At 70.2% G+C, this 21,777-nt stretch carries 21 protein-coding genes and 1 pseudogene; 5 read left to right on the plus strand and 17 right to left on the minus strand.

The window, feature by feature from the left end; translation table 11 throughout:
- Window positions 1-446 precede the first annotated feature (446 nt).
- On the minus strand, window positions 447-1,631 hold the full coding sequence (locus AB0H62_RS38605; RefSeq protein WP_360591611.1) for a chromosome segregation protein: 1,185 nt from the start codon (window positions 1,629-1,631) through the stop codon (window positions 447-449).
- Between the two features lie 224 nt (window positions 1,632-1,855).
- Here AB0H62_RS38605 and AB0H62_RS38610 point away from each other — a divergent pair, with 224 nt between their 5' ends.
- The gene (locus AB0H62_RS38610; RefSeq protein ID WP_220246884.1) at window positions 1,856-2,224 is read left to right on the plus strand and encodes an SPW repeat protein; all 369 of its coding nucleotides are present in this window, start codon (window positions 1,856-1,858) and stop codon (window positions 2,222-2,224) included.
- 10 nt (window positions 2,225-2,234) lie between these two features.
- Window positions 2,235-2,807 (plus strand): TetR/AcrR family transcriptional regulator, encoded by a 573-nt coding sequence (locus tag AB0H62_RS38615; RefSeq protein ID WP_360591613.1) that lies wholly within the window; start codon window positions 2,235-2,237, stop codon window positions 2,805-2,807.
- A gap of 69 nt (window positions 2,808-2,876) precedes the next feature.
- On the opposite strand, the gene AB0H62_RS38620 is transcribed toward AB0H62_RS38615, so the two are convergent.
- From AB0H62_RS38620 to mce, 4 genes are all read right to left on the minus strand, one after another.
- Window positions 2,877-3,269: an Imm1 family immunity protein gene (locus AB0H62_RS38620; protein ID WP_360591615.1), complete on the minus strand. Its 393-nt coding sequence runs from the start codon at window positions 3,267-3,269 to the stop codon at window positions 2,877-2,879.
- Entirely contained in the window at window positions 3,266-3,682 is a 417-nt protein-coding gene (locus AB0H62_RS38625; RefSeq protein WP_360591617.1) for a DddA-like double-stranded DNA deaminase toxin, read from the minus strand. Before AB0H62_RS38625 ends, AB0H62_RS38620 begins: the two co-directional genes overlap by 4 nt.
- Window positions 3,683-3,757: 75 nt before the next feature.
- A complete protein-coding gene (locus tag AB0H62_RS38630; protein ID WP_220246888.1) occupies window positions 3,758-3,895 on the minus strand; it encodes a hypothetical protein in 138 nt (45 codons plus the stop codon).
- A gap of 115 nt (window positions 3,896-4,010) precedes the next feature.
- Complete coding sequence (gene mce, locus AB0H62_RS38635; RefSeq protein WP_360591619.1) at window positions 4,011-4,469, minus strand: methylmalonyl-CoA epimerase; 459 nt, start codon at window positions 4,467-4,469, stop codon at window positions 4,011-4,013.
- A 154-nt stretch (window positions 4,470-4,623) separates the two neighbouring features.
- Between mce and AB0H62_RS38640 the strand changes: the two genes are divergently transcribed.
- On the plus strand, window positions 4,624-5,814 hold the full coding sequence (locus AB0H62_RS38640; protein ID WP_220246890.1) for an acetyl-CoA C-acetyltransferase: 1,191 nt from the start codon (window positions 4,624-4,626) through the stop codon (window positions 5,812-5,814).
- A 55-nt stretch (window positions 5,815-5,869) separates the two neighbouring features.
- Here the strand turns inward: AB0H62_RS38640 and AB0H62_RS38645 are convergent, their stop codons facing one another.
- Window positions 5,870-6,874: a hypothetical protein gene (locus tag AB0H62_RS38645; RefSeq protein ID WP_360591622.1), complete on the minus strand. Its 1,005-nt coding sequence runs from the start codon at window positions 6,872-6,874 to the stop codon at window positions 5,870-5,872.
- Between the two features lie 124 nt (window positions 6,875-6,998).
- On the opposite strand from AB0H62_RS38645, the gene AB0H62_RS38650 reads away from it, so the two are divergent.
- Entirely contained in the window at window positions 6,999-7,715 is a 717-nt protein-coding gene (locus AB0H62_RS38650; protein ID WP_360591624.1) for a peptidylprolyl isomerase, read from the plus strand.
- A 76-nt stretch (window positions 7,716-7,791) separates the two neighbouring features.
- On the opposite strand, the gene AB0H62_RS38655 is transcribed toward AB0H62_RS38650, so the two are convergent.
- From AB0H62_RS38655 to AB0H62_RS38705, 11 genes and pseudogenes are all read right to left on the minus strand, one after another.
- Window positions 7,792-9,423 (minus strand): cation acetate symporter, encoded by a 1,632-nt coding sequence (locus AB0H62_RS38655; protein ID WP_266118322.1) that lies wholly within the window; start codon window positions 9,421-9,423, stop codon window positions 7,792-7,794.
- Window positions 9,420-9,782, minus strand: a complete 363-nt coding sequence (locus tag AB0H62_RS38660; RefSeq protein WP_220246894.1) for a DUF485 domain-containing protein — start codon at window positions 9,780-9,782, stop codon at window positions 9,420-9,422. Before AB0H62_RS38660 ends, AB0H62_RS38655 begins: the two co-directional genes overlap by 4 nt.
- A gap of 71 nt (window positions 9,783-9,853) precedes the next feature.
- Complete coding sequence (locus tag AB0H62_RS38665) at window positions 9,854-11,596, minus strand: cation acetate symporter (RefSeq protein WP_220246895.1); 1,743 nt, start codon at window positions 11,594-11,596, stop codon at window positions 9,854-9,856.
- Window positions 11,597-11,944, minus strand: a complete 348-nt coding sequence (locus tag AB0H62_RS38670; protein ID WP_220246896.1) for a hypothetical protein — start codon at window positions 11,942-11,944, stop codon at window positions 11,597-11,599.
- 22 nt (window positions 11,945-11,966) lie between these two features.
- Window positions 11,967-12,722, minus strand: coding sequence for a LytTR family DNA-binding domain-containing protein (locus AB0H62_RS38675; protein ID WP_220246897.1), 756 nt, complete (start codon window positions 12,720-12,722; stop codon window positions 11,967-11,969).
- Entirely contained in the window at window positions 12,719-13,777 is a 1,059-nt protein-coding gene (locus AB0H62_RS38680; RefSeq protein WP_360591627.1) for a histidine kinase, read from the minus strand. The genes AB0H62_RS38675 and AB0H62_RS38680 overlap by 4 nt, the downstream gene beginning before the upstream one ends.
- Before the next feature lie 106 nt (window positions 13,778-13,883).
- A complete protein-coding gene (locus tag AB0H62_RS38685) occupies window positions 13,884-14,864 on the minus strand; it encodes an ABC transporter substrate-binding protein (RefSeq protein WP_360591801.1) in 981 nt (326 codons plus the stop codon).
- A pseudogene (locus AB0H62_RS38690) lies at window positions 14,844-15,557 on the minus strand (ABC transporter permease); the annotation flags it as partial. The pseudogene AB0H62_RS38690 and the gene AB0H62_RS38685, both read right to left, overlap by 21 nt.
- Window positions 15,554-16,138, minus strand: coding sequence for an ATP-binding cassette domain-containing protein (locus AB0H62_RS38695; RefSeq protein WP_360591802.1), 585 nt, complete (start codon window positions 16,136-16,138; stop codon window positions 15,554-15,556). The gene AB0H62_RS38695 and the pseudogene AB0H62_RS38690, both read right to left, overlap by 4 nt.
- Before the next feature lie 13 nt (window positions 16,139-16,151).
- Complete coding sequence (locus AB0H62_RS38700; RefSeq protein ID WP_220246900.1) at window positions 16,152-17,204, minus strand: class I mannose-6-phosphate isomerase; 1,053 nt, start codon at window positions 17,202-17,204, stop codon at window positions 16,152-16,154.
- The gene (locus tag AB0H62_RS38705; protein WP_220237528.1) at window positions 17,201-18,184 is read right to left on the minus strand and encodes a LacI family DNA-binding transcriptional regulator; all 984 of its coding nucleotides are present in this window, start codon (window positions 18,182-18,184) and stop codon (window positions 17,201-17,203) included. The genes AB0H62_RS38700 and AB0H62_RS38705 overlap by 4 nt, the downstream gene beginning before the upstream one ends.
- Window positions 18,185-18,506: 322 nt before the next feature.
- Between AB0H62_RS38705 and AB0H62_RS38710 the strand changes: the two genes are divergently transcribed.
- Complete coding sequence (locus AB0H62_RS38710; RefSeq protein ID WP_360591630.1) at window positions 18,507-21,743, plus strand: GH92 family glycosyl hydrolase; 3,237 nt, start codon at window positions 18,507-18,509, stop codon at window positions 21,741-21,743.
- The last annotated feature ends 34 nt before the right edge of the window (window positions 21,744-21,777 follow it).

Consider the following 21,777-nt stretch of genomic DNA (forward strand, 5'->3'; position numbering starts at 1 on the left):
CCTATATGGCTTTTGCGCGGGTTTTGGTATTGTGGGGTCTTATGGCCCTGGCGGCCGATCGCACCGCTCTATCCCAACACCGGCGCGATCTCGCGCTGTGGTCGCCTCCAGGACCCGGGGCTCGATCTGTCGTGTTGGGTGTGTGCTGGCCCGAGGTGCGCCCGGGTCGGCTCGGGTATTCGGGCGCCTTCGCGGGGTTGGGCGGGGGGCCGGAAACTCCGGGCAGTGCGAGTGCGTCTGGCCCGGACAGTGACCAATTTGGGGCGTGGGTCGGGCGGCGGTCCGTCGCGTTGGGTGTGCCGGGGTGGCTCGGCGCTGGGGGCTTTCTGGGGTCGCGCTGCGGGGCTGGAAGGTCCGGGCCGGGGGATCGTGGGTGGTCGGGACGGCAAGCAACCCGGGTCGGGGACCCGGGTTGCTGGGAACAGACGAGCCTCGTTCGGAGGAGGTCAGTCGCCGGTGGGTTTGCCGGCCCGGCCGGAAGCGGGTTGGGGCTGGGGCTTCGGGACGTCGTTGGTGCGGAGGCGGACTGTCTTCTCGACGTCGCCCGAGGCCGAACCCGAACCCGAACCGGCGGGGGCGCCAGCCGGGACAGGGGTCTTCGGCTCGGTGGAAGCCTTGATGTCCGCCGGCACCAGCGTGTCCGCCTCGCCGAGCACGTGGTGGGCCTCGGCCAGCACCGTGCGCGCCTGGCGCACCTGCTCGGCCAGGCTGGTCCGGACGTTGCGCAGCGCCTCGACCCGCTCGTTGGCCTGCGTGATGCGGCGGTTCGACTCGTCGGTGGCCGTGCGGACGCGGCGGCGGGCCTCGTCGGCGGCTTCGGCGAGGCGGGCGTTGGCCTCGGTGATCGAGTCCTGCTTGCGCTTGTTCGCGTCGGCGACGGACTCGCGCTGGCGGCGCTCGATGTCGGCGCGGGCCACTGTTTCTTCTTCGAGCACCTTGGCGCGGATGGCGGCGGCGTCCTCGGCGGCTTCGCGCACGCGGCGCTCGGCTTCGGCCTTCGACGCGGCCTCCTGCTCGGCCAGCACGCGCATCGCCTCGGTGCGGCGGGCGGCCATGGCGATCTCGAAGTCCTCTTCGACCTGCGTGCGGCGGGCCTCGGACTCCGCGTCGAGTTTGTTGCGCTCGGCCTCGGCCTTGTCGGTGATCGACTTCGCCTCGGCGCGGGCGTCCTCGAGGACCTTGCGGTGCTCGGCTTCCATCTCCTTGCGGCGCAGGTCGAGCTCGGTGAGCAGCTGCTCGTACCGCGCGCGCATGGCGCTGGCGTCGGTCTCCGCCTTGGCGCGGATGTGGCCGGCCTCGGCCTCGGCGCGCGCCCGCGTGTCGGCGGACTCGTCCTGCGCGAGGCGCAGCATCCGCTGCAGGCGCTCGGACAGGCCCTCGACGCTCGTCGGCGGCTGCGCCAGCCGGTCGACCTGCCCGCGCAGGTCGGCGATCTCACCGCGCGCGATCTCCAACTGCCGGGCGAGATCACCCGCCTGAGCGATGGCGGCGTCGCGGTCGCCGGTGAGCATCTTCAGGTCGGAGTCCAGCCGTTCCAGGTGTTCGTCGACCTGCGCTCGGCTGTACCCGCGCTTCGCCACGTCGAAGCCGGCTCCCAGCGGCACAAGCTCCCGTTCCTCGCCAAGGCTCATGGCCCTACCGTAGCCGCTACGGGGTCACGGACGGGTGAGCACCCACGGTGTCCGGACGAGCCTGCGCCGAGCGGCGGAACACAGTAGCCCGATGGCTGAAAACCACGCCGGAACCGGTTGTGCGCAACTGTGACCTACAAATCTTGACCGGCCGGCCAATCAAGGCGCATGATCGAAGCAGGGAAACTTTCTGAACAGCAGGTTCTCTGCGGAGGTGAGCACGAATGAGTGAAGTCTCGACGCGCGCCTGGACCCGGCCCCACGACTGGGCCGAGGTCGTCATCGGTGTTGTCGCCGCTCTTTCACCCCTTTGGCTGAGCACGGACACGATGACGATGTGGACGATGGTGATCCTCGGTGCGCTGATCGCCATCGACGGCCTGGTGTCGCTCGCGGCGCCCGGTGTCGTCTACGGCGAGGGCGTCCAGGTCGTCCTCGGGGCGTTGCTGTTCATCGCGCCGTGGGTGATGGGGTACACCGAGTTCAACGGGGCGTCCTGGACGTCCTGGGTCGCCGGTGCGCTCACGATCATCGCCGGCGCCGCCGCGATGCCGATGGCCACCGCCGCCCACCGGACGGCGATGCCGCACTGAAGGAGCTGACATGACGGATGACTCGGCGAAGGAGCGGATCCTCTGCGCGGCTGAGGCGCTCTTCGCCGAGTCCGGCTTCGACGCCACCCCGACGTCCCGCATCGCGGAGCGCGCCGGGGTGCCGAAGGGTCTGGTCCACTACTACTTCCGCCGCAAGTCCGACCTGCTGGCGGCGCTGGTCGCCCGGCTGCCCGACGAGAACATCGAGCCCGCCGCGGTGGTGGTGCCCGGTGATCTCGCCGGGTCGCTGCGCCGGCTCGTCTCGGAGCTCGACCGCCGCTTCGCCGGGTCGCTCGGCCTGTCCCACGTGCTCTGGCGCGAAGCCGACACCCACTACGTCGTGCGCGACGCACTCGGAGAACGCTTCCAGCACCTCGTGCGCCTGGTCCGCTCGGTGATCGTGGGCGCCGCGGGCGGCCGCCTCGCCGTCGCCGACCTCGACAGCGCGTCGGGCCTGCTCGCCCGCGCCGTCAGCCACCGCCACGCCACCGCCCGCCACTCCGGCGACGACCGCCCCGCCGAGTTCGACGGTGAGCTCACCTTCCTGGCCAACGCGTTGTCGGCGAAGGCGAAGGAGTCCTAGTGTGCGGCTCCGGCGGGTGCGCCTCGAGCGGAACCGTGGGGAGGATATGGCGTTTACGGCGGGGCAGTGTCAGTCGGTGACGATCATCTGGGTGCCGTTCCATGGGACGACCTGAGGGAGTCGCCCTGTCTTCAGCAGTTCGAGGAGAGCGTCGGTGAATTGGCCGAGCGGGATTCCAGATCCTGCGGGGAAGCCGGTTTCAGAATCGGTGACTTCCGGTGATGCAGGGTCGCCGTTGGTGTAGGCGGCGATCATCTCCTCACCGTTGTAAAGGAGATAGCCGTAGCCGTGCTGGACGTGAGCGTCCACGACGCCGTGTTCGGCTTCCACAGTGGCGGTGAAGACGCCGTCCCGGGCTAGCAGATCGACCAGTTGGCGCACGTCGTCTTCGGTGGTGAGCTCGTGGTTGAACCCGCCTTCCTCGCCGTTCTGGAAGGTGGGGCCGTACGCGGTGAGGGTCACGCGTGTTCCTCCCGTCCTGTGTAGGTGATGGTACTGCCGTCCGGTTGAGCGACGTGGAGTATCGAGCCGGGGGCGAGGAACGTGGTCTCGAGCTGCTTGTCGCAGGTCAGTGGTGCTGAGCTGTCGAAGTCTCGGGTGCCGCATACCGAACGGTCGACGACGACCGTCTCTTCGGTCAGGCCCCGGTTGCGCATTTCGATCGCGACCTTGACTTCCATGTGCGAGGCCAGCCGCGCGACCTTCCGCCGAGCAGGCGGAAGGTTCGCGGCAACGAACTCGTTGACCCGCTGGTAGTAGTCGTCGACGGTACCGCTGCGAATCGGGACGATCGTGCCGTCGGAGCGCACCCACTCGCCCTTCGCCGGCGAAGATCCGATGGGTGAATTGCCGACGCGATCACGGGCCCGCTGCACTCGCTGTTGATCCGCGGGTGCCGACGCTGGCGAAGGCTTTCCAGGCGATCCTGCCGGACGCGCTCCGGAGCGAATCTACGAGCCGCCGGCGATCGCGGCGGCGACGGTCGCGACGCTGTCCAGCTCCTGGGTGAGGGCCTGGGCAGCGGCCAACGGCAGGCTGGTCGCGAGGGCTTGGAGCCGGCTGGCAGCTTCCTGGAGTTGGCTGGCCATCCGGCGGGTCCTCCGGGCTGTCTGGTGGCGGCGCGTAACGGAGATCAAGTATGACGCGTCGGCCCTGCACCAGGAACCCGCACTCTCGTTGCAAGTGGCTGAAGGCGAAAGAGTCCTAACGCGCAGCCGGCTCCACCAGCTCCACGAGCACACCGCCCGCATCCTTGGGGTGCACGAAGTTCACGCGGCTGTTCGACGTGCCGCGCTTGGCGTCGTCGTACAGCAGTCGCAGGCCTTGCTCGCGCAGGGCGGCCGCGGCGGCGTCCACATCGGACACCCGGAAGGCGAGCTGCTGGAGGCCGGGCCCGTTGCGGCCGAGGAACTTCGCGATCGTCGAGTCGTCGCGCAGGGGTGCGAGGAGCTGGATCATCGTCTCGGTGCCCGCGGTGCCAGGCGCGCGCAGCATCGCTTCGCGGACCCCCTGCTCCTCGTTCACCTCCTCGTGCGCGACCTCCAGGCCGAAGTGCTCCTTGTGGAACGCGATCGCTTCGTCGAGGTCGGGTACCGCGATCCCGACGTGGTCGATCGCAGTCACGAACGGGGTGAGCACGGCTTGGATGGACTCAGTGTTCATGGGGGCAGGATAAGGGCCACCACCCTGGTGAAGCCCCCTGAAAACCACTGAGTCCATCCAAGACGTGCGCCCCCTCACACTGGCTCCATCAAGAAGCCGCGGGCCCGGGTACAGTCATGAGACTGTCGGTGTTCAGAATTCTTGGGAGGACGACGTGTCCGGTTCCGTGATCCTGGGTGCGGCCCGTACCCCCATCGGGCGGCTGCTCGGCTCGCTGAAGGACTTCACCGGGGCGCAGCTCGGCGGCATCGCGATCAAGGCCGCGCTGGAGCAGGCCGGGGTTTCGCCGTCCGAGGTCGAGTACACGATCATGGGCCAGGTCCTCACCGCGGGCGCCGGCCAGATTCCCGCCCGCCAGGCCGCTGTCGCCGCGGGCATTTCGATGGACGTCCCGGCGCTCACGATCAACAAGGTGTGCCTCTCGGGCCTCGACGCCATCGCGCTCGCCGACCAGCTGATCCGCGCCGGCGAGTTCGACCTCGTCGTGGCCGGCGGCCAGGAGTCGATGACGCAGGCGCCGCACCTGCTGCCGAAGTCCCGCGGCGGCTTCAAGTACGGCGACGTGACGATGCTCGACCACATGGCCCACGACGGCTTGTTCTGCGCCTTCGACCAGGTCGCCATGGGCGCCTCGACGGAGAAGCACAACACCCGCTACGGCATCACGCGCGAGCAGCAGGACGAGTTCTCCGCGCGCTCCCACCAGCGTGCCGCCGCCGCCATCGAGGCCGGCTTCTTCCGCGAGGAGATCGCGCCCGTCACCATCCCGCAGCGCAAGGGCGACCCGATCGTCTTCTCCACCGACGAGGGCGTGCGCGCCGAAACCACCGTCGACGGCCTCGGCAAGCTCCGCCCCGCCTTCGCCTCCGACGGCACCATCACCGCCGGCTCGTCGTCGCAGATCTCCGACGGCGCCGCGGCCGTGATCGTCGCCAGCCCCGAGAAGGCCGCCCAGCTGGGCCTCACGCCCCTGGCCGAGATCGGCGCCCACGGCGTCGTCGCGGGCCCGGACGCGTCGCTGCACGAGCAGCCGTCCAACGCCATCCGCAAGGCCCTGGCGAAGGCCAAGCTCGACGTGAGCGACCTCGACCTGGTGGAGATCAACGAGGCGTTCGCCGCGGTCGGCGTGGTGTCGTCGGACAAGCTCGGCCTGGACCCGTCGAAGGTCAACGTCAACGGCGGCGCCATCGCTCTCGGCCACCCGATCGGCGCCTCGGGCGCTCGGCTGGCGGTGCACCTGATCCACGAGCTGCGCCGCCGCGGCGGCGGCCTGGGTGCCGCGGCCCTGTGCGGCGGTGGCGGCCAGGGCGACGCTCTGCTGCTGCGGGTTCCGGCCGCGAAGTAGCGTTTTCTCGACGAAAGGCCGGGCAAGCTGCCCGGCCTTTCGTCGTTCACCAGCGTCAGGCGTGCTGAGCCGCTTCGAACAACGGCTTCGTCACCGCCGTACTGAACTGCGGACCCACCAGATACCTCGTGCACCCCGCGTCGCGCTCGCACGGCTTGCCCGCGGCGTCGAAGAAGCCCGCCTGCGTGTTGTCGCCGACGACCGTGCCGAGGCCGGTTTTCGCGTCGAAGTCACGCAGGCGCGGGCCGCCGCTGGAGCCGCCGCCCATCACGCACGCCGTGCCCCACTGGTTCGGCGAGTCGGGGAAGTCCGGGGTGCCCGGCCATTCGCGCGCCGGGCCCGTGCAGAACGCCAGGCGCGCGCCCGTGTACTCCGGCAGGCCTTCACGCGCGGGGTCGGCCGAAGCTCGTGGGTACCCGAATTGGTACACGTCGGCGCCGCCGGGGCGGTCGAAGCCGATCTTCTGCGCCGCGCCCACCTTGTCCTGCACGGAAACGCCATACGCGCCGCGGTTGAGGACCACGAAGGCCTGGTCGAAGGTGTCGAACTTCTGCGCGTCGATCTGGTCGTTCGCGAGCCACGTGCTGTCCGCGACGCCGAAGCGGCCGACGAACTTCCCGTACGGCGCCTGCCCGTCGTGGTAGCCCGGGACGAACATCGAGTGGGCGTTCCACTGGTTGTTCTCGCCGAGGAGGTCGGTGTTGTTCACGCAGTGCCCGGCCGTGACGACGGTGCTGCGGTTCGCGCCGGCCACCACGGTGGCCGTGCAGCTGGAATCTTCGCCATGGTCGGTGAAGAAGAGCCGGCCGACCGTCTTGGACACGGCGTTGCCGGTGGTCCAGGGCGCGCCGTCGGGGCCGCCCGTCGGCGGGTTGTCCGACGAAGGCTGCGTGAGTGCGTTCATCCGTTCGGGGGTCCAGTAGTCGAGCACGGCCTGCTGTTCGGCCGCGGAGACGGCCAGGGGCTGCACGACCGGTCCGGTCGCGGCGGACGCGACGGCCGGCAGCACAGCCGCCACCGCGCCGACCGCCACCACGCTGAGGAAGAGGCGAGTGATCATGACCCGGGACGCTAGGGAACAGTTGTCAGGAGCCCGTCAGCGTTTCGTGAGCGCCCGACTTTCGCGGGAAGCCGAATGGTCCGGACCGTTCGTATACTGCCCCTCTCACTGGGAGGGATATCGCATGAAGAGGCTCCTCGTCACCACACTGGCCGTCGGTGCGCTGTGCGCAGCGTTCACGCCGGCAGCGCAAGCAACGCCGGCCGCTTCGCCCACCACCACCCACGGTGCGTGCCAGTACACCGAAACGCCCGACGAACCCGCTGCCCGTCCCGTGCCCCTGCCGCCCGACCCGCAGCACACCCCCGACCGCGGCAAGGTCGACGTCCCCGTGATCACCAACCAGGGATTGCTACCGCTGAAACTGGACCGCGCCGAAGCCCCGTGCACGGTGCAGAGCTTCCTGCACCTGGCCCGCCACGGCTTCTTCAACAGCACGACCTGCCACCGCCTCACCGCGTACCCGACGCTGCAGGTCCTGCAGTGCGGCGACCCGACGGGCACCGGCGAAGGCGGCCCGGGCTACAGCTTCCGCGACGAACTGCCCACCGACCTGCCGCCCTCGACCACCAACCCGTCGGGCCCGGGCCGGATCTACTCCCGTGGCCTGGTCGCCATGGCCAACGCCGGCCCCGACACCAACGGCAGCCAGTTTTTCCTCGTCTACGGCGATTCCACCCTGCGCCCCGACTACACCGTGTTCGGCACCGTCGGCCCGCTCGGCCTGCGCACCCTCGACCGCGTCGCCGCCGGCGGCATCGTGCCGAACGAGGGCGGCGCCGTCGACGGAACGCCGGTCCGCAAGACCAACCTGGAACTGGTGCTGCCGCTCGGGTTGTAGGACCCCAGGCAAAAAGCGGGCCGGGACCAAACCGGTCCCGGCCCGCTCCTACAACGCAAACCTCAGCGTGCAAACCTCAGTGCTGCACAGCCTTCTCCGCATGCGCCCCCGTCAAGGACCGCACCTCCATCTCCGCGTACTTCTTCGCGTTGTGCTCCTTCGACAGCATCGTGCCGAGCCAGCCGAGGAAGAACGCGACCGGGATGGACACCAGGCCCGGGTTGTCGAGCGGGAACCAGTGGAAGTCCACGCCCTGCAGCATCGAAGCGCTCTTGCCCGTCTTCGCGTCGATCGGCTTGCCCGACACCGCCGGCGAGAAGACGATCAGCACCAGCGAAACGATGAGCCCGCCGTAGATGCTCCACAGCGCGCCCTGGGTGTTGAACCGCTTCCAGAACAGCGAGTACAGGATCGTCGGCAGGTTGGCCGACGCCGCCACCGCGAAGGCGAGCGCCACGAGGAACGCGACGTTCTGGCCGTTGGCCAGGATGCCGCCGACGATCGCGACCGCACCGATGACCACGGCGGTGATCCGTGCGACGCGCACCTCCGAACCCGGCGTCGGCTTGCCGCGCTTCACCACGTTCGCGTACACGTCGTGGGCGAAGGAGGCCGACGCGGTGATCGTCAGGCCGGCCACCACGGCGAGGATCGTGGCGAACGCGATCGCCGAGATCAGGCCCAGCAGCACCGGCCCGCCGAGGTTCAACGCCAGCAGCGGCGCCGCCGAGTTCACGCCGCCGGGGGCGGCCTTGATGTCGTCCGGGCCGACGAGCGCGCCGGCGCCGTAGCCGAGCACCAGCGTGAACAGGTAGAACACGCCGATCAGCACGATCGCCCAGACCACCGAGCGGCGGGCCTCGCGGGCGGTCGGCACGGTGTAGAAGCGCATCAGTACGTGGGGCAGGCCCGCCGTGCCGAGCACCAGCGCGATGCCGAGCGAGAAGAAGTCCAGTTTGGACGTTCCCGTGGCGCCGTACTGCTTGCCCGGCCCGAGCAGCGTCTCACCGGCCTTGCCCGCCTTGTCGACGGCGCCCTGCAGCAGAGCCGAGAAGTTGAAGCCGTATTTGCCGAGCACCCACAGCGTCATCGCGAGCGCGCCGACGATGAGCAGCACGGCCTTGATGATCTGCACCCACGTGGTGCCCTTCATGCCGCCGATGAGCACGTAGGCGATCATGATCACGCCCACCACGGCGATGACCACCGACTGCGCGGCCTTGCCCTCGATGCCCAGCAGCAGCGCCACCAGGCCGCCGGCGCCGGTCATCTGGGCCAGCAGGTAGAAGAACGACACGATCAGCGTCGAGATCGCCGCCGCGGCCCGCACCGGACGCTGCCGCATGCGGAACGCCAGCACGTCGCCCATCGTGAACTTGCCCGTGTTGCGCAGCAGCTCGGCCACGAGCAGCAGCGCGACCAGCCAGGCCACGAGGAAGCCGATCGAGTACAGGAAGCCGTCGTAGCCGTACACCGCGATGGCGCCCGCGATGCCGAGGAACGACGCGGCCGACAGGTAGTCACCGCTGATCGCGATGCCGTTCTGCGGGCCGGTGAACGCGCGCCCGGCGGCGTAGTAGTCGGAGGCCGTCTTCGTGTTGCGGCTCGCGCGGAACACGATCACGAGCGTGATCAGCACGAACACCGCGAAGATGATGATGTTCAGCGTCGGGTTGCTGCCCTCGACGCCTGCCGCGAGGGTTTTCATTCGGACTCCTTGGCGGCGGCCGGGTTCTCGATGTCTTCACGGATCCGCTCGGACAGCGGGTCGAGCTTCCGGTTGGCGTAGCGCACGTACAGCCACGTGATGAGGAAGGTCGACACGAACTGCAGCAGGCCCAACAGCAGGCCCACGGTGAAGTTGCCGGCGATCTTCGTGCTCATGAAGCCGTGGGCGTAGTCCGCCAGCAGCACGTACAGCAGGTACCAGGCCAGGAACAGCGCAGTCATCGGGAAGACGAAGCGGCGCAACCGGCCGCGCAGCTGCCTGAACTCGGCGCTCTCCTGTACGTGTTCCCAGTCCATGTCCGGCGGGTCACCGGTCAGGTCGGTGTCGGTGGGACTCATCGTCACTCCCTCGCGACGCTGCGGATTGTGGTCCGCGCCACAGTAGGGAGGCGAGCGCCCGTGAGGAAGCGTCAGCGGTTCAAACGCCGGGCGACACGACGAACGGTCGACGAGCGGTACGCGGGCGCGGACGAATGGGGCGGCTCCGGGCCGGGCGCTCGCTCGTCGAGGTGCAGGCGGAGCATCGCCGCGCCGGCCCAGGACGGCGGGCGGCCGCGCAGGGAGACGGCCACCATCACGCCGAACGCGAGTGGTACCGACCAGGGTGCCGGTTGTGACACCAAGATCGCCACCCAGCCGTCGAGCCGCGGCCCGGCCAGTGCGAACAGGATCGAGCCGGACGACGCGACCAGCCCCGTCACCACACCGCTGATCGCGCCCGCGGCCGTGAGGCGCGGCCACCAGATGCCGAGCACGAGCAGCGGGCAGAACGTCGACGCGGCCACGGTGAAGCCCCACGTCACGAGCACCCCGGCGTCGAGCTGCGCCGACGGCAGCGCCAGCACCACCATCACGGCGGCGGCGAACACCACGGTCACGCGCAGGCGGCGCAGGCCCCCGGGCATGAGGTCGTAGGCGATGGCACCGGACATCACCAGGAGCAGGCCCAGCGACGTCGCCAGGAACGCCGCGAACGCGCCCGCGGTGAGCAGCGCCGTGAACAGCTCGCCGGCCCAGCCGGTGTCCACTTGCGCCGGCAGCGCGACGACGACCGTGTCCGTGTCGCCGGAGAGGTAGATCTCGGGCACCAGCACCCGGCCGAGCACGCCGTAGACGCCGGGGAACAGGTAGAACACGCCCAGCAGCGCCACGGTGATCGCGGCGGTCCGGCGGGCGGCGCGACCGTCCGGGCTGGTATGGAAGCGCATCAGGACGTGGGGCAGGCCCATGGTGCCGAGCATCGTCGCGATGAGCACGGCCCACGTGCCCAGCAGCGGATAGCCCTTGTCGAGGTCGAGCAGCGGCCGCTGCCAGTCGGGGCCGCCGAGCGCGGCGCCGTCGCTGACGTCGGGCACGGGCGCGTTGGTGGCGAAGACCAGGCGCTCTCCACTGTGGACGGTCAGCTCGCCCGGCGGGAGCGTGCGCGGCCCGGTCGCGGTGACGATGGTGGTGGGCTCGCGCAGGACCACGGTCACGTCGTGCTCGAAGTCCACCGGCGTTTCGTGGGTGAAGCGGGTGAACTCCACGGGCGTGAGCGCGGCGTCGCGGTCGGCGTCGCTCACGTGCAGTACCAGCCACAGCGCGGGTACGAGGAACAGCAGCAGCTTCAGGAAGAACTGGAACGCCTGCACGTACGTCGCCGCGCGCATGCCGCCCAGCGCGAGCGTGACGCTCACGGCCGTGCCCGCGATGACCACGCCGACCCAGTACGGCGTGCCGCCCACGGCCGTGAGCACCAGCCCGGCCGTGCGGAACTGCGGGACGACGTAGATCGTGCCGATCACCAGCACCACGACTGCCGCGATCCGTCGTAGCGCCGGCGAGGCCAGGCGCGCTTCGGCGAAGTCCGGCACCGTCAGCGCCCCGGACCGCCGCATGGGCGCCGCGACGAGCACGAGCATCGCGATGTACCCCGCCGTGAACCCGACCGGGTACCACAGCGCGCCGACGCCGTCCTTCACCACGAGCCCCGCCACCCCGAGGAACGACGCGGCCGACAGGTACTCCCCGGACACCGCCGCGGAGTTCACGAACGGCGAGATCCGCCGTGAGGCCACCAGGAAGTCCGACGTCGTGCGCATCGCGGCCACCCCGCGCACGCCGATGAGCAGCGTGATGAGCACGACGGGCGTCACGGCCAGCGCGAGGTCCATCTACCGCTCCTCGGCCTTCTCCGCGCGCCGCAGCTGCCAGCGCGCCAGCCCGGCCATCACGGGGTAGGGCAGCAGCGCGATCATCAACCAGGACAACGGAATGCCCCACACTCGCACCCCGTCCAGCCCCGGCGCCGCGGCGAACACCACGGGCAGCCCGAGCACGAGCACGAACATGGCGACCAGCGCGGGGATGCCGCGCTTGCGTTGCGTTCGGTAAAGCACGGCGGCACGTTCGGCGTCCGAGGTCCTCAGGCGCGGCATCCGCCACCGGCCGCGCGCCTGCCTGCGGGAGCGGGCGAGGCGCGTCTGCGGGCTCATCACGACGACCCGCCGGACCCGGCTCACAGGGCTCTCGCCAAGTCGGCCCTCACCAGGACGACCCCAGCTGCCCCTGCTGCGCCGCCTCCAGCAATCGGTCCCGCAGCTCCCGCGCGTGCCTTCGGCTCACCGGAACGTCGCCGACGGGGGTGTGGGCCAGCAGTCCACCCGTGGTGTCGCTGCGCAGTTCCAGTACGGCGGACACGGACAGCAGATAACCCCGGTGCACCCGCGTGAACCCGGTGCCCTCCCAGTACTCCTCGAGCCGCGAGATCGGCATGCGCACGAGGTGCACCCCACCGCGGGTGTGGAGACGGACGTAGTCGCCGTGGGCCTCGACGAACAACACGTCGTCGCGGCGGACGTACCGCGTGCGGCCGCCGGCGTCGACCGGCAGGGCGGCCATCGCGTCCGGCGCCGCGCGCTGGGCTTCCGAAGGCGCCATGCGCACGACCTTCGCCAACGCCGCCGCCAGCCGTTCCGTCCGCACCGGCTTGAGCAGGTAGTCCACGGCGCCGATGCCATACGCCGCGACGGCATGACCGTCGTGCGCGGTCACGAACACGATCACCGGCGGCTCCGACAGGCGGGCCAGCAGCGTCGCCAGCTCCAGCCCGTCCAGACCCGGCATGGAGATGTCGAGGAACACCGCGTCGAAGTGGTCCGCCTGCAACAGCTTCAGCGCGTGCAAGGCATCGCCCGCGCCCACGACCTCGCCGACCTCCGGGGCCTCGCGCAGCATCCGGCACAGCTCGTCCAGCGCCGGCGCCAGGTCGTCGACGGCCAGCACCCGCAGCCCGCTCACGGCAGCACCCCCGGCTGGAACCGCGGCACCCGCACGACCACGCGCGTGCCGGCACCCACTTCCGTCTCCACGGTCAGCCCGTACCAGGCGCCGTAGACGTTGCGCAGTCGTCTGTCCACATTGGCCAGCCCGAGGCCGCTGCCCTCGGTGACCCGGCCGGCGAGGATGTCGGCGGCCAGCTTCGGGTCCATGCCGACCCCGTCGTCCTCCACGCTGATCACGCAGTCGTTCCCTTCCGCCTGCCCGTGGACCTGCACCAGCCCGGTGGTCGCGCGCGGCTCGACGCCGTGGCGGATGGCGTTCTCCACCAGCGGCTCCAGCACCAGGTACGGCACGGCCACCGCCAGCACCTCCGGCGCCACGCGCACCTGCACCTTCAGCCGTTCGCCCAGCACCGCGCGCTGCAGCGCCAGGTACGTCTCCACCGCGCGGAACTCCTCGGCCACCACGGTGTACTCGCCGTGGCGCGCGAGGCTGTAGCGCGTGTAGTCGGCGAAGTCGAGCATCAGATCCCGCGCGCGGTCCGGCTCCGAACGCACCAGCGAAGCGATCACCGTCAGCGCGTTGTACACGAAGTGCGGCGACATCTCCGCCCGCAACGCCCGCAGCTCGGCCTGCGCCGCGTGGTCGGCCGACGCCTCGAGCCGGCCGCGCTCCAGTGCCTGCACCACGACGTCCGCCGCCTGCTGCACCACCTCCGAACCGCGCGCGCCCACCACGAGCAACGCGCCGGCCAGCTCGTCGTGGACGTGCAGCGGCACCGCCTCCACCCCGTCGGCGGAAGCGGGCTCCTCGCTGTGCAGTACCTCGTCGAGCACGTGGGCCACGGTGGCGTCGGGCCCCGGCCGGCCCGACCACAGCAGCGAGCCCGGCAGGTCCGTGAGCCCCAGGCCGGCCGCGCCGAACAGCCGCCGCAGCCCGTGGGCCGCGCGCCGCGCGTGGGTGCCGGCCAGGCCGTCGATGAGGTCGTCGGTGATCTTGCGCGCCGCGGCCAGCACCGGCACGGGGTCGGCGCGCGCGGCGGCGCGCCACGGCAGCCGGACACCCTCGGTCATCGGCGGGCTCCCCTCGGCGACGGAGTCTGGGGGAGTAGATCCTAGCCCCGAACGCGGCGAAGGGGACTTTCCGCGCGGGAAAGTCCCCTTCGAGAATCCGGGAAGGTCAGCGGCTCTGCTTGTAGAAGTACTGCGAGTTCGCGTCCATGTCGTCCTTGGTGATGGAGTGCAGCTGCGCGGTGAGGGTCCGTGTCACGGGCGTGCCCTCCAGCGCCGCCACGGCCTGCTGCACGCCCTGGGTGCCGATCGCGGCCGGGTCCTGGGCGATGAGGCCCTGGTACTCGCCCTTGCGCAGGCCGTCCACTTCGGACGGGCTCGCGTCGAAGCCGACCAGGTTGACCTGGCCGATCTTGCCCGCGTTGCGCAGGCCGGTCGCCGCGCCCTCAACGGTGTTGAGGTTGGTGGCGAAGATGCCGATCAGGTCCGGCGTCGAGGCCAGCGCCGCGGTGACCTTCGAAGCGGCCTGCTCCGGCTCGTTCTGCGTGAACTGGATGCCGGCCGACTTGAGGTTCGGGTGGTTCCTCAGCTCGTCCTCGAAGCCCTTCGCGCGCGCCGCCGTGGTCGACGTGCCCGCGATCGTGTCGAGGATCAGCACCGAGCCAGGCTTGTCGCCCGCGAGCTTGGCCATGGTCTGCGCGGCGAGCTTGCCGCCCGCGGTGTTGTCCGAGGAGATCGACGATTCGGCCACGCTCTTGTCCTGCAGCGACGTGTCGACCTCGACGATCTTCGTGCCGCGGTTCTTCACCTGCTGGATCGGCGCGAGCATCGCCTGGTCGTCGGTCGGCGCGATCAGCAGCGCGGCCGGCGGGTTGGCGCCCAGCGCGTTGACGATCGTGGTCTGCATGGTCGCGTCGAACTTCTGCGGCGCCTGCGTGGTGAGCTCGTAGCCGAGCTTCTTCGCCTCTTCCTGCGCGCCGCACTGCATCGAGATGTAGAACGGCTCCGCCTGCACGCCGGGCACCAGCGTGAGCTTCTTGCTGTTGGCTGAGTTCGCCGCGCCACCCGAGTCGCTGCTCTGGCCCACCTGCCCGGAGCCGCACGCGGCCAGAAGCGAAGCCGCCGAAGCCAGCGCGCCGGCCGCGATCATCTGCCAGAAGTCCCGCACGTGCGTGATGTTGAAGCCCTTCTTCAGCACGACCGGGATGAACACGCCGATCACCCCCGGCCACGCCGGCCAGGAACCTGGTCAGCGTGATCACCACGGCCACCAGCACGAGGTTCGGAACCCCGGCGAACGACGTGCCGTAGCCCAGCGTCTTGTTCAGCGCGGTCGGCACGCTGCGCACGTCGGAACCGTTGTTGAGCAGCAACGCCGCGCCGAGCGTGACGACCAGCGGCGGGATGTCGGCGACGGCGATGAGCCAGCCGTTGATCAGGCCCCAGATCGTGCCCGCGAGCACCGCCGCCACCAGCCCGGCGAAGATCACGCCCCAGCCCGCGCCGGTCGCGTTGCTACCGGGGCTGACGCTTCCATCGTCTTCCCGGCCACCATGCCCGCGAAGATCAGCGCAGAGCCCACGGACAGGTCGATGCCGGCGGTGATGATCACGAACGTCATGCCCACCGAGAGCACGAGCAGCACCGACGTCTCGATCAGCGTCGTCTGGAGCGTGAACAGCGTCGCGAACTCGGCCGGCGCGAGCACCGTGAACACGATGATCAGCGCCAGCAGCACGAGCGCGATTCAGAACGTGTTGGCGCCGATCAGCCGCTCGCCCAGCGGCACTTTGGCGAATCCACCGTCCACAGTGGTCTGGATGTCCTTCGTGGGCGTGCTCACGCGGCCTCCTCCTGAACGAGGGCGCCGGTCATCGCCGCCACGAGGTCTTCGAGCTTCGTGGCCGCCCCTGCGAACCGGGCCACGCGCTTGCCCAGCCGCAGCACCTCGGGCATGTTGTGGCTGATCAGCACCACGGCGATGCCCGACAGCGAGCCGATGGGCACGGAGGTGCTCTGCAGCGTCACACCGAGCCGCTGGAACTCCTCCACGGCCTGGCGGCGCATCTCCGCCTTGTCGAGCATGCCGATCTTGCCGAGGAAACCCTTGCGGTGGATTTCGCGGCCCAGGAACAGGTTCGCCGCCGGGTCGAGCTCCGGCGAGACGGCCAGGTCCTGGTACACCGTGTCGATCCCGGGCCGACGCGCCGTCACGGAGGAGTCGAGCTGAACCTCGGAGCCGTCGAGCAGGATCCTGCCGGACGTCGGCTGCTCGGCGCCGGAAAGGCACTTCACGAGCGTCGACTTGCCGGCACCGTTGTCGCCGATCAGGGCCGTGACCTCACCCGCGTGGGCCTGGAAGGAAGCGCCGCGAAGCGCTTCCACCGAGCCGTAGTGCTTCGTGAGGTCCGCGTCCAGCAGGATCTCGCTCTTGGGCCTACCTCTTCTCGAGTGCGGGCGGGCGGCAGCGGATCGCGGTGAGCGTGCCTGACGCCTCGACCTGCCCGGCGTCGAACGGCACCACATAGGTCTCGCCCTTGGCGAGGGAGAATTCGCCGCCGTGTTCGGTGCGCAGCGTGCCGGCACCGTCGAGCACCACGAGCACGGAGAACGACGGGTCGAACGCCAGGGAGCCACCGGTCAGCTGCACGCGGTCGGCGCGGAAGAACTCGTCGGAACCCGCGGCCAGCAGATCGACCGACGTGGCCTTGTCCTCGGCGGTGTGCTTCACGATCGTGGTGAGCCGCTCGGCGTCCCAGCCGGACGTGTCGAGCGTTTCGATCGCGGTGTCGAAGCCGATGCCGAGGTGGCCCTTCTCCGGCGAGGCCAGGAAGTCACGCCACTCCAGCGTGAGCGAGAAGTCGGTGGGCTGCTGCAGTTCCACCACGAACACGCCCTCGCCGATCGCGTGCGGCAGCCCGGCCGGGATGTACACGGTGTCGCCGGCCTGCACTGCCACGCTGTTGAGCGCGCCCAGCATGGTCGGTGCGTCCTGCTCGCGCGTCCACTCGGCGACGGTCGCCTTGCTCACCGTCTCCTTGAACCCCGGGTACACGCGCGGGTCGTCGCCGTAGGTGCCCACCACGATCCACGCCTCGGTCTTGCCGAAGTGCGAGTCGAAGTGCTGCTTGGCGAACTCGTCGGACGGGTGGAAGTGCACGGGCAGCCGCTGGCCCGCGTCGAGCAGCTTCACCAGCAGGCCGGTGGAGTCGCCGAGCTTGGCGACGTGCGCGGAACCCAGCCACGCCTCGGCGTTCTCGCGCACGGCGTCGCGCAGCCAGACGCCGCTGGGGAGCTTCGTGAGGCCGTTGGTGTCCTGGCCGAACATCGTGGTGACGGAGCCGACCCAGTCCTCCGGGCCGAACTTTGCCTTCGAAGGGCCGGAGTCCGTGCCGGTGGCACCGCGCAGCGCGGCGATCGCGTCGCCACCGCGGTAGAACTGCGGCGGCTGGTTGGCCGGGAGCCGGATCGGTTCGAGGTGCGTGCTCACGGGGCGACCTCACCGGAACCACGGGCTACGAGATGCACGGGCAGGACTACCTTTCTGGGTGCGGACTGATCCCCCTGGATCCGCGCGAACAGCAGCTCTGCCGCCGCGTGCCCCAGGGCGCTGACGTCGTGTGCGACGACCGTCACCGGCGGGTCCAGCAGGTCCGCCAGCTCGAAGTCGTCGAAGCTCACCATGGCGGGCCGGTGATCGGCGTGGGCCAGCGCGCGCAGCAGGTGCACGGCCACGCGGTTGTTGCCCGCGATCACCGCGGTCGCGGCCGAGGGACCCGTCAGCAGCGTCGCCACGGCGTGGGCGATCGTCTCCGGCGTCGGCGTGCGCATCACGACGAGGCTCTCGTCGTAGGAGACGCCGTTGCGCACGCAGCCCTCGCGGAAGCCGCGCAGACGCTCGGCCGCGGTGAAGATGTCGGGGCTGTCACCGAGGAACGCGATGCGGCGGTGGCCGTGCCGCACCAGGTGCGTGACCGCGTCGATGGTGCCGCCGAGGTTGTCGACGAGCACGGTGTCGGCCACGATGTCGCCGGCCGGGCGGTCGAGGAACACCACCGGCGTGCCCGCGCGCATCTCCGGCACGAGGTAGCCGTGCTGCATGCCGGCCGGGACCACGAGGATCCCGTCGACCCGGCGCGCGCAGAACTCCAGCGCCAGCTCGCGTTCGCGGTCGGAGTTCTCCTCCGACGAACCGGTGAGCACGTGGCGGCCGAACGACGTGGCGATGCGCTCCACCGCGCGGTTGAGCTCGGAGTAGAACGGGTTGCCGACGTCTTCGACGATGAGGCCGATCGTGCCCGTGGTCGAGCCGCGACGCAGGTTGCGGGCGCCGAGGTTGCGGCGGAACCCGAGCTGCTCGATGGCCGCCACCACGCGCTCGGCGGTGTCGGGGTGCACCGCGGGCTCGTCGTTGACCACCCGGGACACGGTTTTGATGCTGACGCCGGCGAGCCGGGCCACATCGCTCATCGTGGCCCGTCGGCTTGCCGGGCGGGGAAGCCCGTCCGCTTCCCGGCCATGAGGAGACAACGTTGTCATAGTGGCGCAGATTGCACACCAAAAGCCGGGTCGCTGTCAATGCCCGCTTCGCGCCGAATGGGATTCAGCCTGCGAAAGTTGTGAGGCAGATGGCTGATCAGTGTGTCCTGAACCGGACAGGCTCTCACGGCAGGCTTGACGTTTTCGTGAGGGATTGCCCAAGGTTGCCCGCATCGACGGTGTGCGCGACAAGGTTGTCATCCCACTCCTCCGCGGCCCTGACGGCCGAGTCGCGCCGACGACTGGAGAGGCGATGGCGATGGCGCGAGCGCGCTGGAGAGCCGGACTGATCTTCCTGGCCACGGCGGTGGTGGCGGCGGTCGCGCCGGCCACCGCGGCGGTGGCCGCGAAAGCCCCGGACACTGATTTCGCGAAGTGGGTGAATCCCTTCGTCGGCACCCGGCCGGGCGGTGAGGACCAGGGCACGGGTGGCGGTGCCGGCAACACGTTCCCGGGCGCGGTGGCGCCGTTCGGGATGGTGCAGTGGAGCCCGGACACGGTGAAGTCGCAGCCGGGCGGCTACTTCTACGACGACAACGCCCTCACGGGCTTCAGCCTCACGCACCTCTCGGGTGCGGGCTGCTCGACGTACGAGGACATCCCCTTCATCCCGTACGTCGGCGAGGTCAGCACCTCGCCCGCGACGGACCCGGGCCACTACACGTCGAAGTTCAGCCACGACAACGAGCACGCCACCGCGGGCGAGTACGACGTCACCCTCGACAGCGGCGCGAAGGTCGAGCTGAGCGCGACGCAGCGCACCGGCTCCGCGCGCCTGACCTACCCCGCCGGCGCGTCCTCGACGCTGCTGGTCAACACGTCCGGCTCGGTCAACGGCACCGACGACGCGTCGATCACCATCGGCAAGGACACCATCAGCGGCTGGGCGACCAGCGGCCGCTTCTGCGGCGCGCAGAACACCTACCGCGTGTACTTCTCCGCGAAATTCGACACCCCGTTCGCCTCGATCGGCACGTGGAAGAACGGCGCGGTGACGCCCGGCAAAACGTCGGAGACCGGCGGAGCCAAGGCGAAGGTGGCGCAGCCCAACGGCGTGAACGCCGCCATCGCGCGCCCGGCCAAGGCCAAGACGCAGGACACCACCGTGAGCGGCCCGGGAAGCGGCGGCTACGTGACCTTCGCGAACCTCGACGGCGCGCAGGTCAACGTGCAGGTCGGCCTGTCGTTCGTGTCCGTGGACGGCGCGAAGGCGAACCTGAAGGCCGAGAACAACGGCAAGAAGTCGTTCGACCAGATCGCGGCCGGCACGCGCAAGGCGTGGAACGACCAGCTCGGCAAGGTCGCCGTGAGCGGCGGCGCCGACGCGGACATGACCACGTTCTACACGTCGCTGTACCACTCGCTGATCCAGCCGAACGTGTTCTCCGATGTGGACGGTTCCTACCCGGGCTTCGACGGCCGGATCCACAAGGCCGACAAGGGCCACGCGATGTACACCAACTTCAGCGGCTGGGACATCTACCGCTCGGAGATCCCGCTGCTGGCCACGATCGACCCGGCCCAGACGTCGGACATCGTGCGCTCGATGATGGCCTACGCCGAGCAGGGCGGCTCGTGGGACCGCTGGACCGTGGCCAACGACTACACCGGCGTGATGAACGGCGACCCTTACCACATCATCGTCTCCAGCGCGTACGCCTTCGGCGCGCGTGACTTCGACGCCCAGAAGGCGTTGCTGCTGATGATCAAGGGCGCCACGCAGCCCACCCAGGGCTACACCGAGCGTCCCGGCCTCGCGGACTACATGCGTCTCGGCTACGTGCCCGGCGCCGGCGCGGACACGCTCGAGTACACCAGCGCCGACTTCGCCATCGCGCAGTTCGCGAAGCGCCTCGGCGACAGCGCCACGTGCACCACGTTCATGAAGCGCGCGCAGAACTGGCAGAACCTCTACAACCCGGGCACCGGCCACCTGCAGCCGCGCAACGCCGACGGCTCCTTCGCCGGCACGTACGACCCGGCCAGCTCGCAGGGCTGGGTCGAGGGCAACGGCGCGCAGTACGAGTGGATGGTTCCCTACGACCTCGGCGGCGTCGTCTCGGCGTTCGGCGGCGACACGGCGACCCAGTCGCGGCTCGACACCTTCTTCACGCAGCTGAACGCGGGCACGCAGGAGCCGTTCGCCTTCATGGGCAACGAGCCGAACTCCAACGCGCCCTACGTCTACTCCTACGCGGGTGCCCCGGCCAAGACCCAGGCCATCGTGCACCGGTCGATGGACGAGCTCTACAACCCGCGTCCCGAGGGCCTGATCGGCAACGACGACCTCGGCCAGATGTCTGCCTGGTACGTGTGGTCCGCGCTGGGCGTCTACCCGGAGATCCCGGGCCGCGCCGAGGTGCTGCTGTCCACGCCGCGGTTCGAAAACGCCGTGCTCACGACCGGCGCGGGCAAGAAGATCACGATCAACGCGCCCGGCACCGGTGACTACGTCGGCTCGTTGAAGGTCAACGGTGGCGCGGCCTCGAAGTCGTGGCTGCCCGAGGCCCTGATCTCGACCGGCGGCACGCTCGACTTCACCCGCTCGGCCACGGCCACCCAGTGGGGTGCCGCGGCGGCCGACGCCCCGCCGTCGTTCCGCGAGCAGGAGAAGCCGAGCCTGGCGTTCGCCAACCCGGCCCGCGTGGTGACCCCGGCGGGCTCGACCGCGACGGCGAGCGTCGGAGTGCAGGACCTGTCCGGCACCGCGAAGACGTGGACCTACACCGCGGGTAGCGCCGACGGCATCACTCTCTCGCCCGCGTCGGGCTCGGTCGCCGTGCCCGCCAACGGCAAGGCACAGGCCACGGTCAACGTGACCGTTCCCGCGGGCACCGCCGACGGCGCCCGCCGCATCTCGGTCACGTTCTCCGCGCCGGGACTGGCGAGCACCGAGGCCGTGCTCACGGTGCTCGTGGCGCAGCCGGGCAGCTGGCTGGCCACAGTGGACAACGCCGGCATCTCGCCCGACTCCGACTCGACCAAGGCCAACTTCGACGGCGGTGGCTGGAGCTACTCGGCCGACGCGCTGGCCGCGGCCGGAGCCAAGCCGGGCGGCACGGTGACGAGTGACGGCCTCAACTTCACATGGCCGTCGTTCCCGGCGGGCGACCCGGACAACGTGGTGGCCAACGGCCAGAAGGTGACCGTGACCGGCTCGGGCCGGCTCGCGCTGCTCGGCGCCGGCTCCAACGGCAACGCGCAGGGCACGCTCACCATCACCTACACCGACGGCACCATGTCCACCGCCACGGTCGGCGTGTCCGACTGGACGCTGGGCGGCGGCGCCGCGCAGCCGTCGTTCGGCAACCGGATCGTGCTGTCCACGCCGTACCGCAACGCTTCGGGCACCGACCCGCAGCAGATTCGCACGATGGTGTTCGGCACCGCGCCGATCACCCTCGACGCCGGTAAGACGGTGGCGAGCGTGACGTTGCCGTCGAACGTCAGCGGTGGCGCGATGCACGTCTTCGCCATCGCCGTCGGCTGATCTTCGCCAGTCCGTGATCCGTGGAGGGCTCCTC

The organism is Amycolatopsis sp. NPDC050768 (genome assembly GCF_040654155.1).
GTDB lineage: Bacteria > Actinomycetota > Actinomycetes > Mycobacteriales > Pseudonocardiaceae > Amycolatopsis.

What these genes read in the sequence shown, in the direction of transcription:
- AB0H62_RS38630 (WP_220246888.1), bottom strand. Translation starts at nt 3,895, where the DNA reads ATGGCCAGCCAACTCCAGGAAGCTGCCAGCCGGCTCCAAGCCCTCGCG.
- AB0H62_RS38605 (WP_360591611.1), bottom strand. Translation starts at nt 1,631, where the DNA reads ATGAGCCTTGGCGAGGAACGGGAGCTTGTGCCGCTGGGAGCCGGCTTC.
- AB0H62_RS38660 (WP_220246894.1), bottom strand. Translation starts at nt 9,782, where the DNA reads ATGAGTCCCACCGACACCGACCTGACCGGTGACCCGCCGGACATGGAC.
- AB0H62_RS38650 (WP_360591624.1), top strand. Translation starts at nt 6,999, where the DNA reads ATGAAGAGGCTCCTCGTCACCACACTGGCCGTCGGTGCGCTGTGCGCA.
- AB0H62_RS38655 (WP_266118322.1), bottom strand. Translation starts at nt 9,423, where the DNA reads ATGAAAACCCTCGCGGCAGGCGTCGAGGGCAGCAACCCGACGCTGAAC.
- AB0H62_RS38645 (WP_360591622.1), bottom strand. Translation starts at nt 6,874, where the DNA reads ATGATCACTCGCCTCTTCCTCAGCGTGGTGGCGGTCGGCGCGGTGGCG.
- AB0H62_RS38610 (WP_220246884.1), top strand. Translation starts at nt 1,856, where the DNA reads ATGAGTGAAGTCTCGACGCGCGCCTGGACCCGGCCCCACGACTGGGCC.
- AB0H62_RS38615 (WP_360591613.1), top strand. Translation starts at nt 2,235, where the DNA reads ATGACGGATGACTCGGCGAAGGAGCGGATCCTCTGCGCGGCTGAGGCG.
- AB0H62_RS38710 (WP_360591630.1), top strand. Translation starts at nt 18,507, where the DNA reads ATGGCGATGGCGCGAGCGCGCTGGAGAGCCGGACTGATCTTCCTGGCC.
- AB0H62_RS38705 (WP_220237528.1), bottom strand. Translation starts at nt 18,184, where the DNA reads ATGAGCGATGTGGCCCGGCTCGCCGGCGTCAGCATCAAAACCGTGTCC.
- AB0H62_RS38665 (WP_220246895.1), bottom strand. Translation starts at nt 11,596, where the DNA reads ATGGACCTCGCGCTGGCCGTGACGCCCGTCGTGCTCATCACGCTGCTC.
- AB0H62_RS38685 (WP_360591801.1), bottom strand. Translation starts at nt 14,864, where the DNA reads ATGATCGCGGCCGGCGCGCTGGCTTCGGCGGCTTCGCTTCTGGCCGCG.
- mce (WP_360591619.1), bottom strand. Translation starts at nt 4,469, where the DNA reads ATGAACACTGAGTCCATCCAAGCCGTGCTCACCCCGTTCGTGACTGCG.
- AB0H62_RS38680 (WP_360591627.1), bottom strand. Translation starts at nt 13,777, where the DNA reads ATGACCGAGGGTGTCCGGCTGCCGTGGCGCGCCGCCGCGCGCGCCGAC.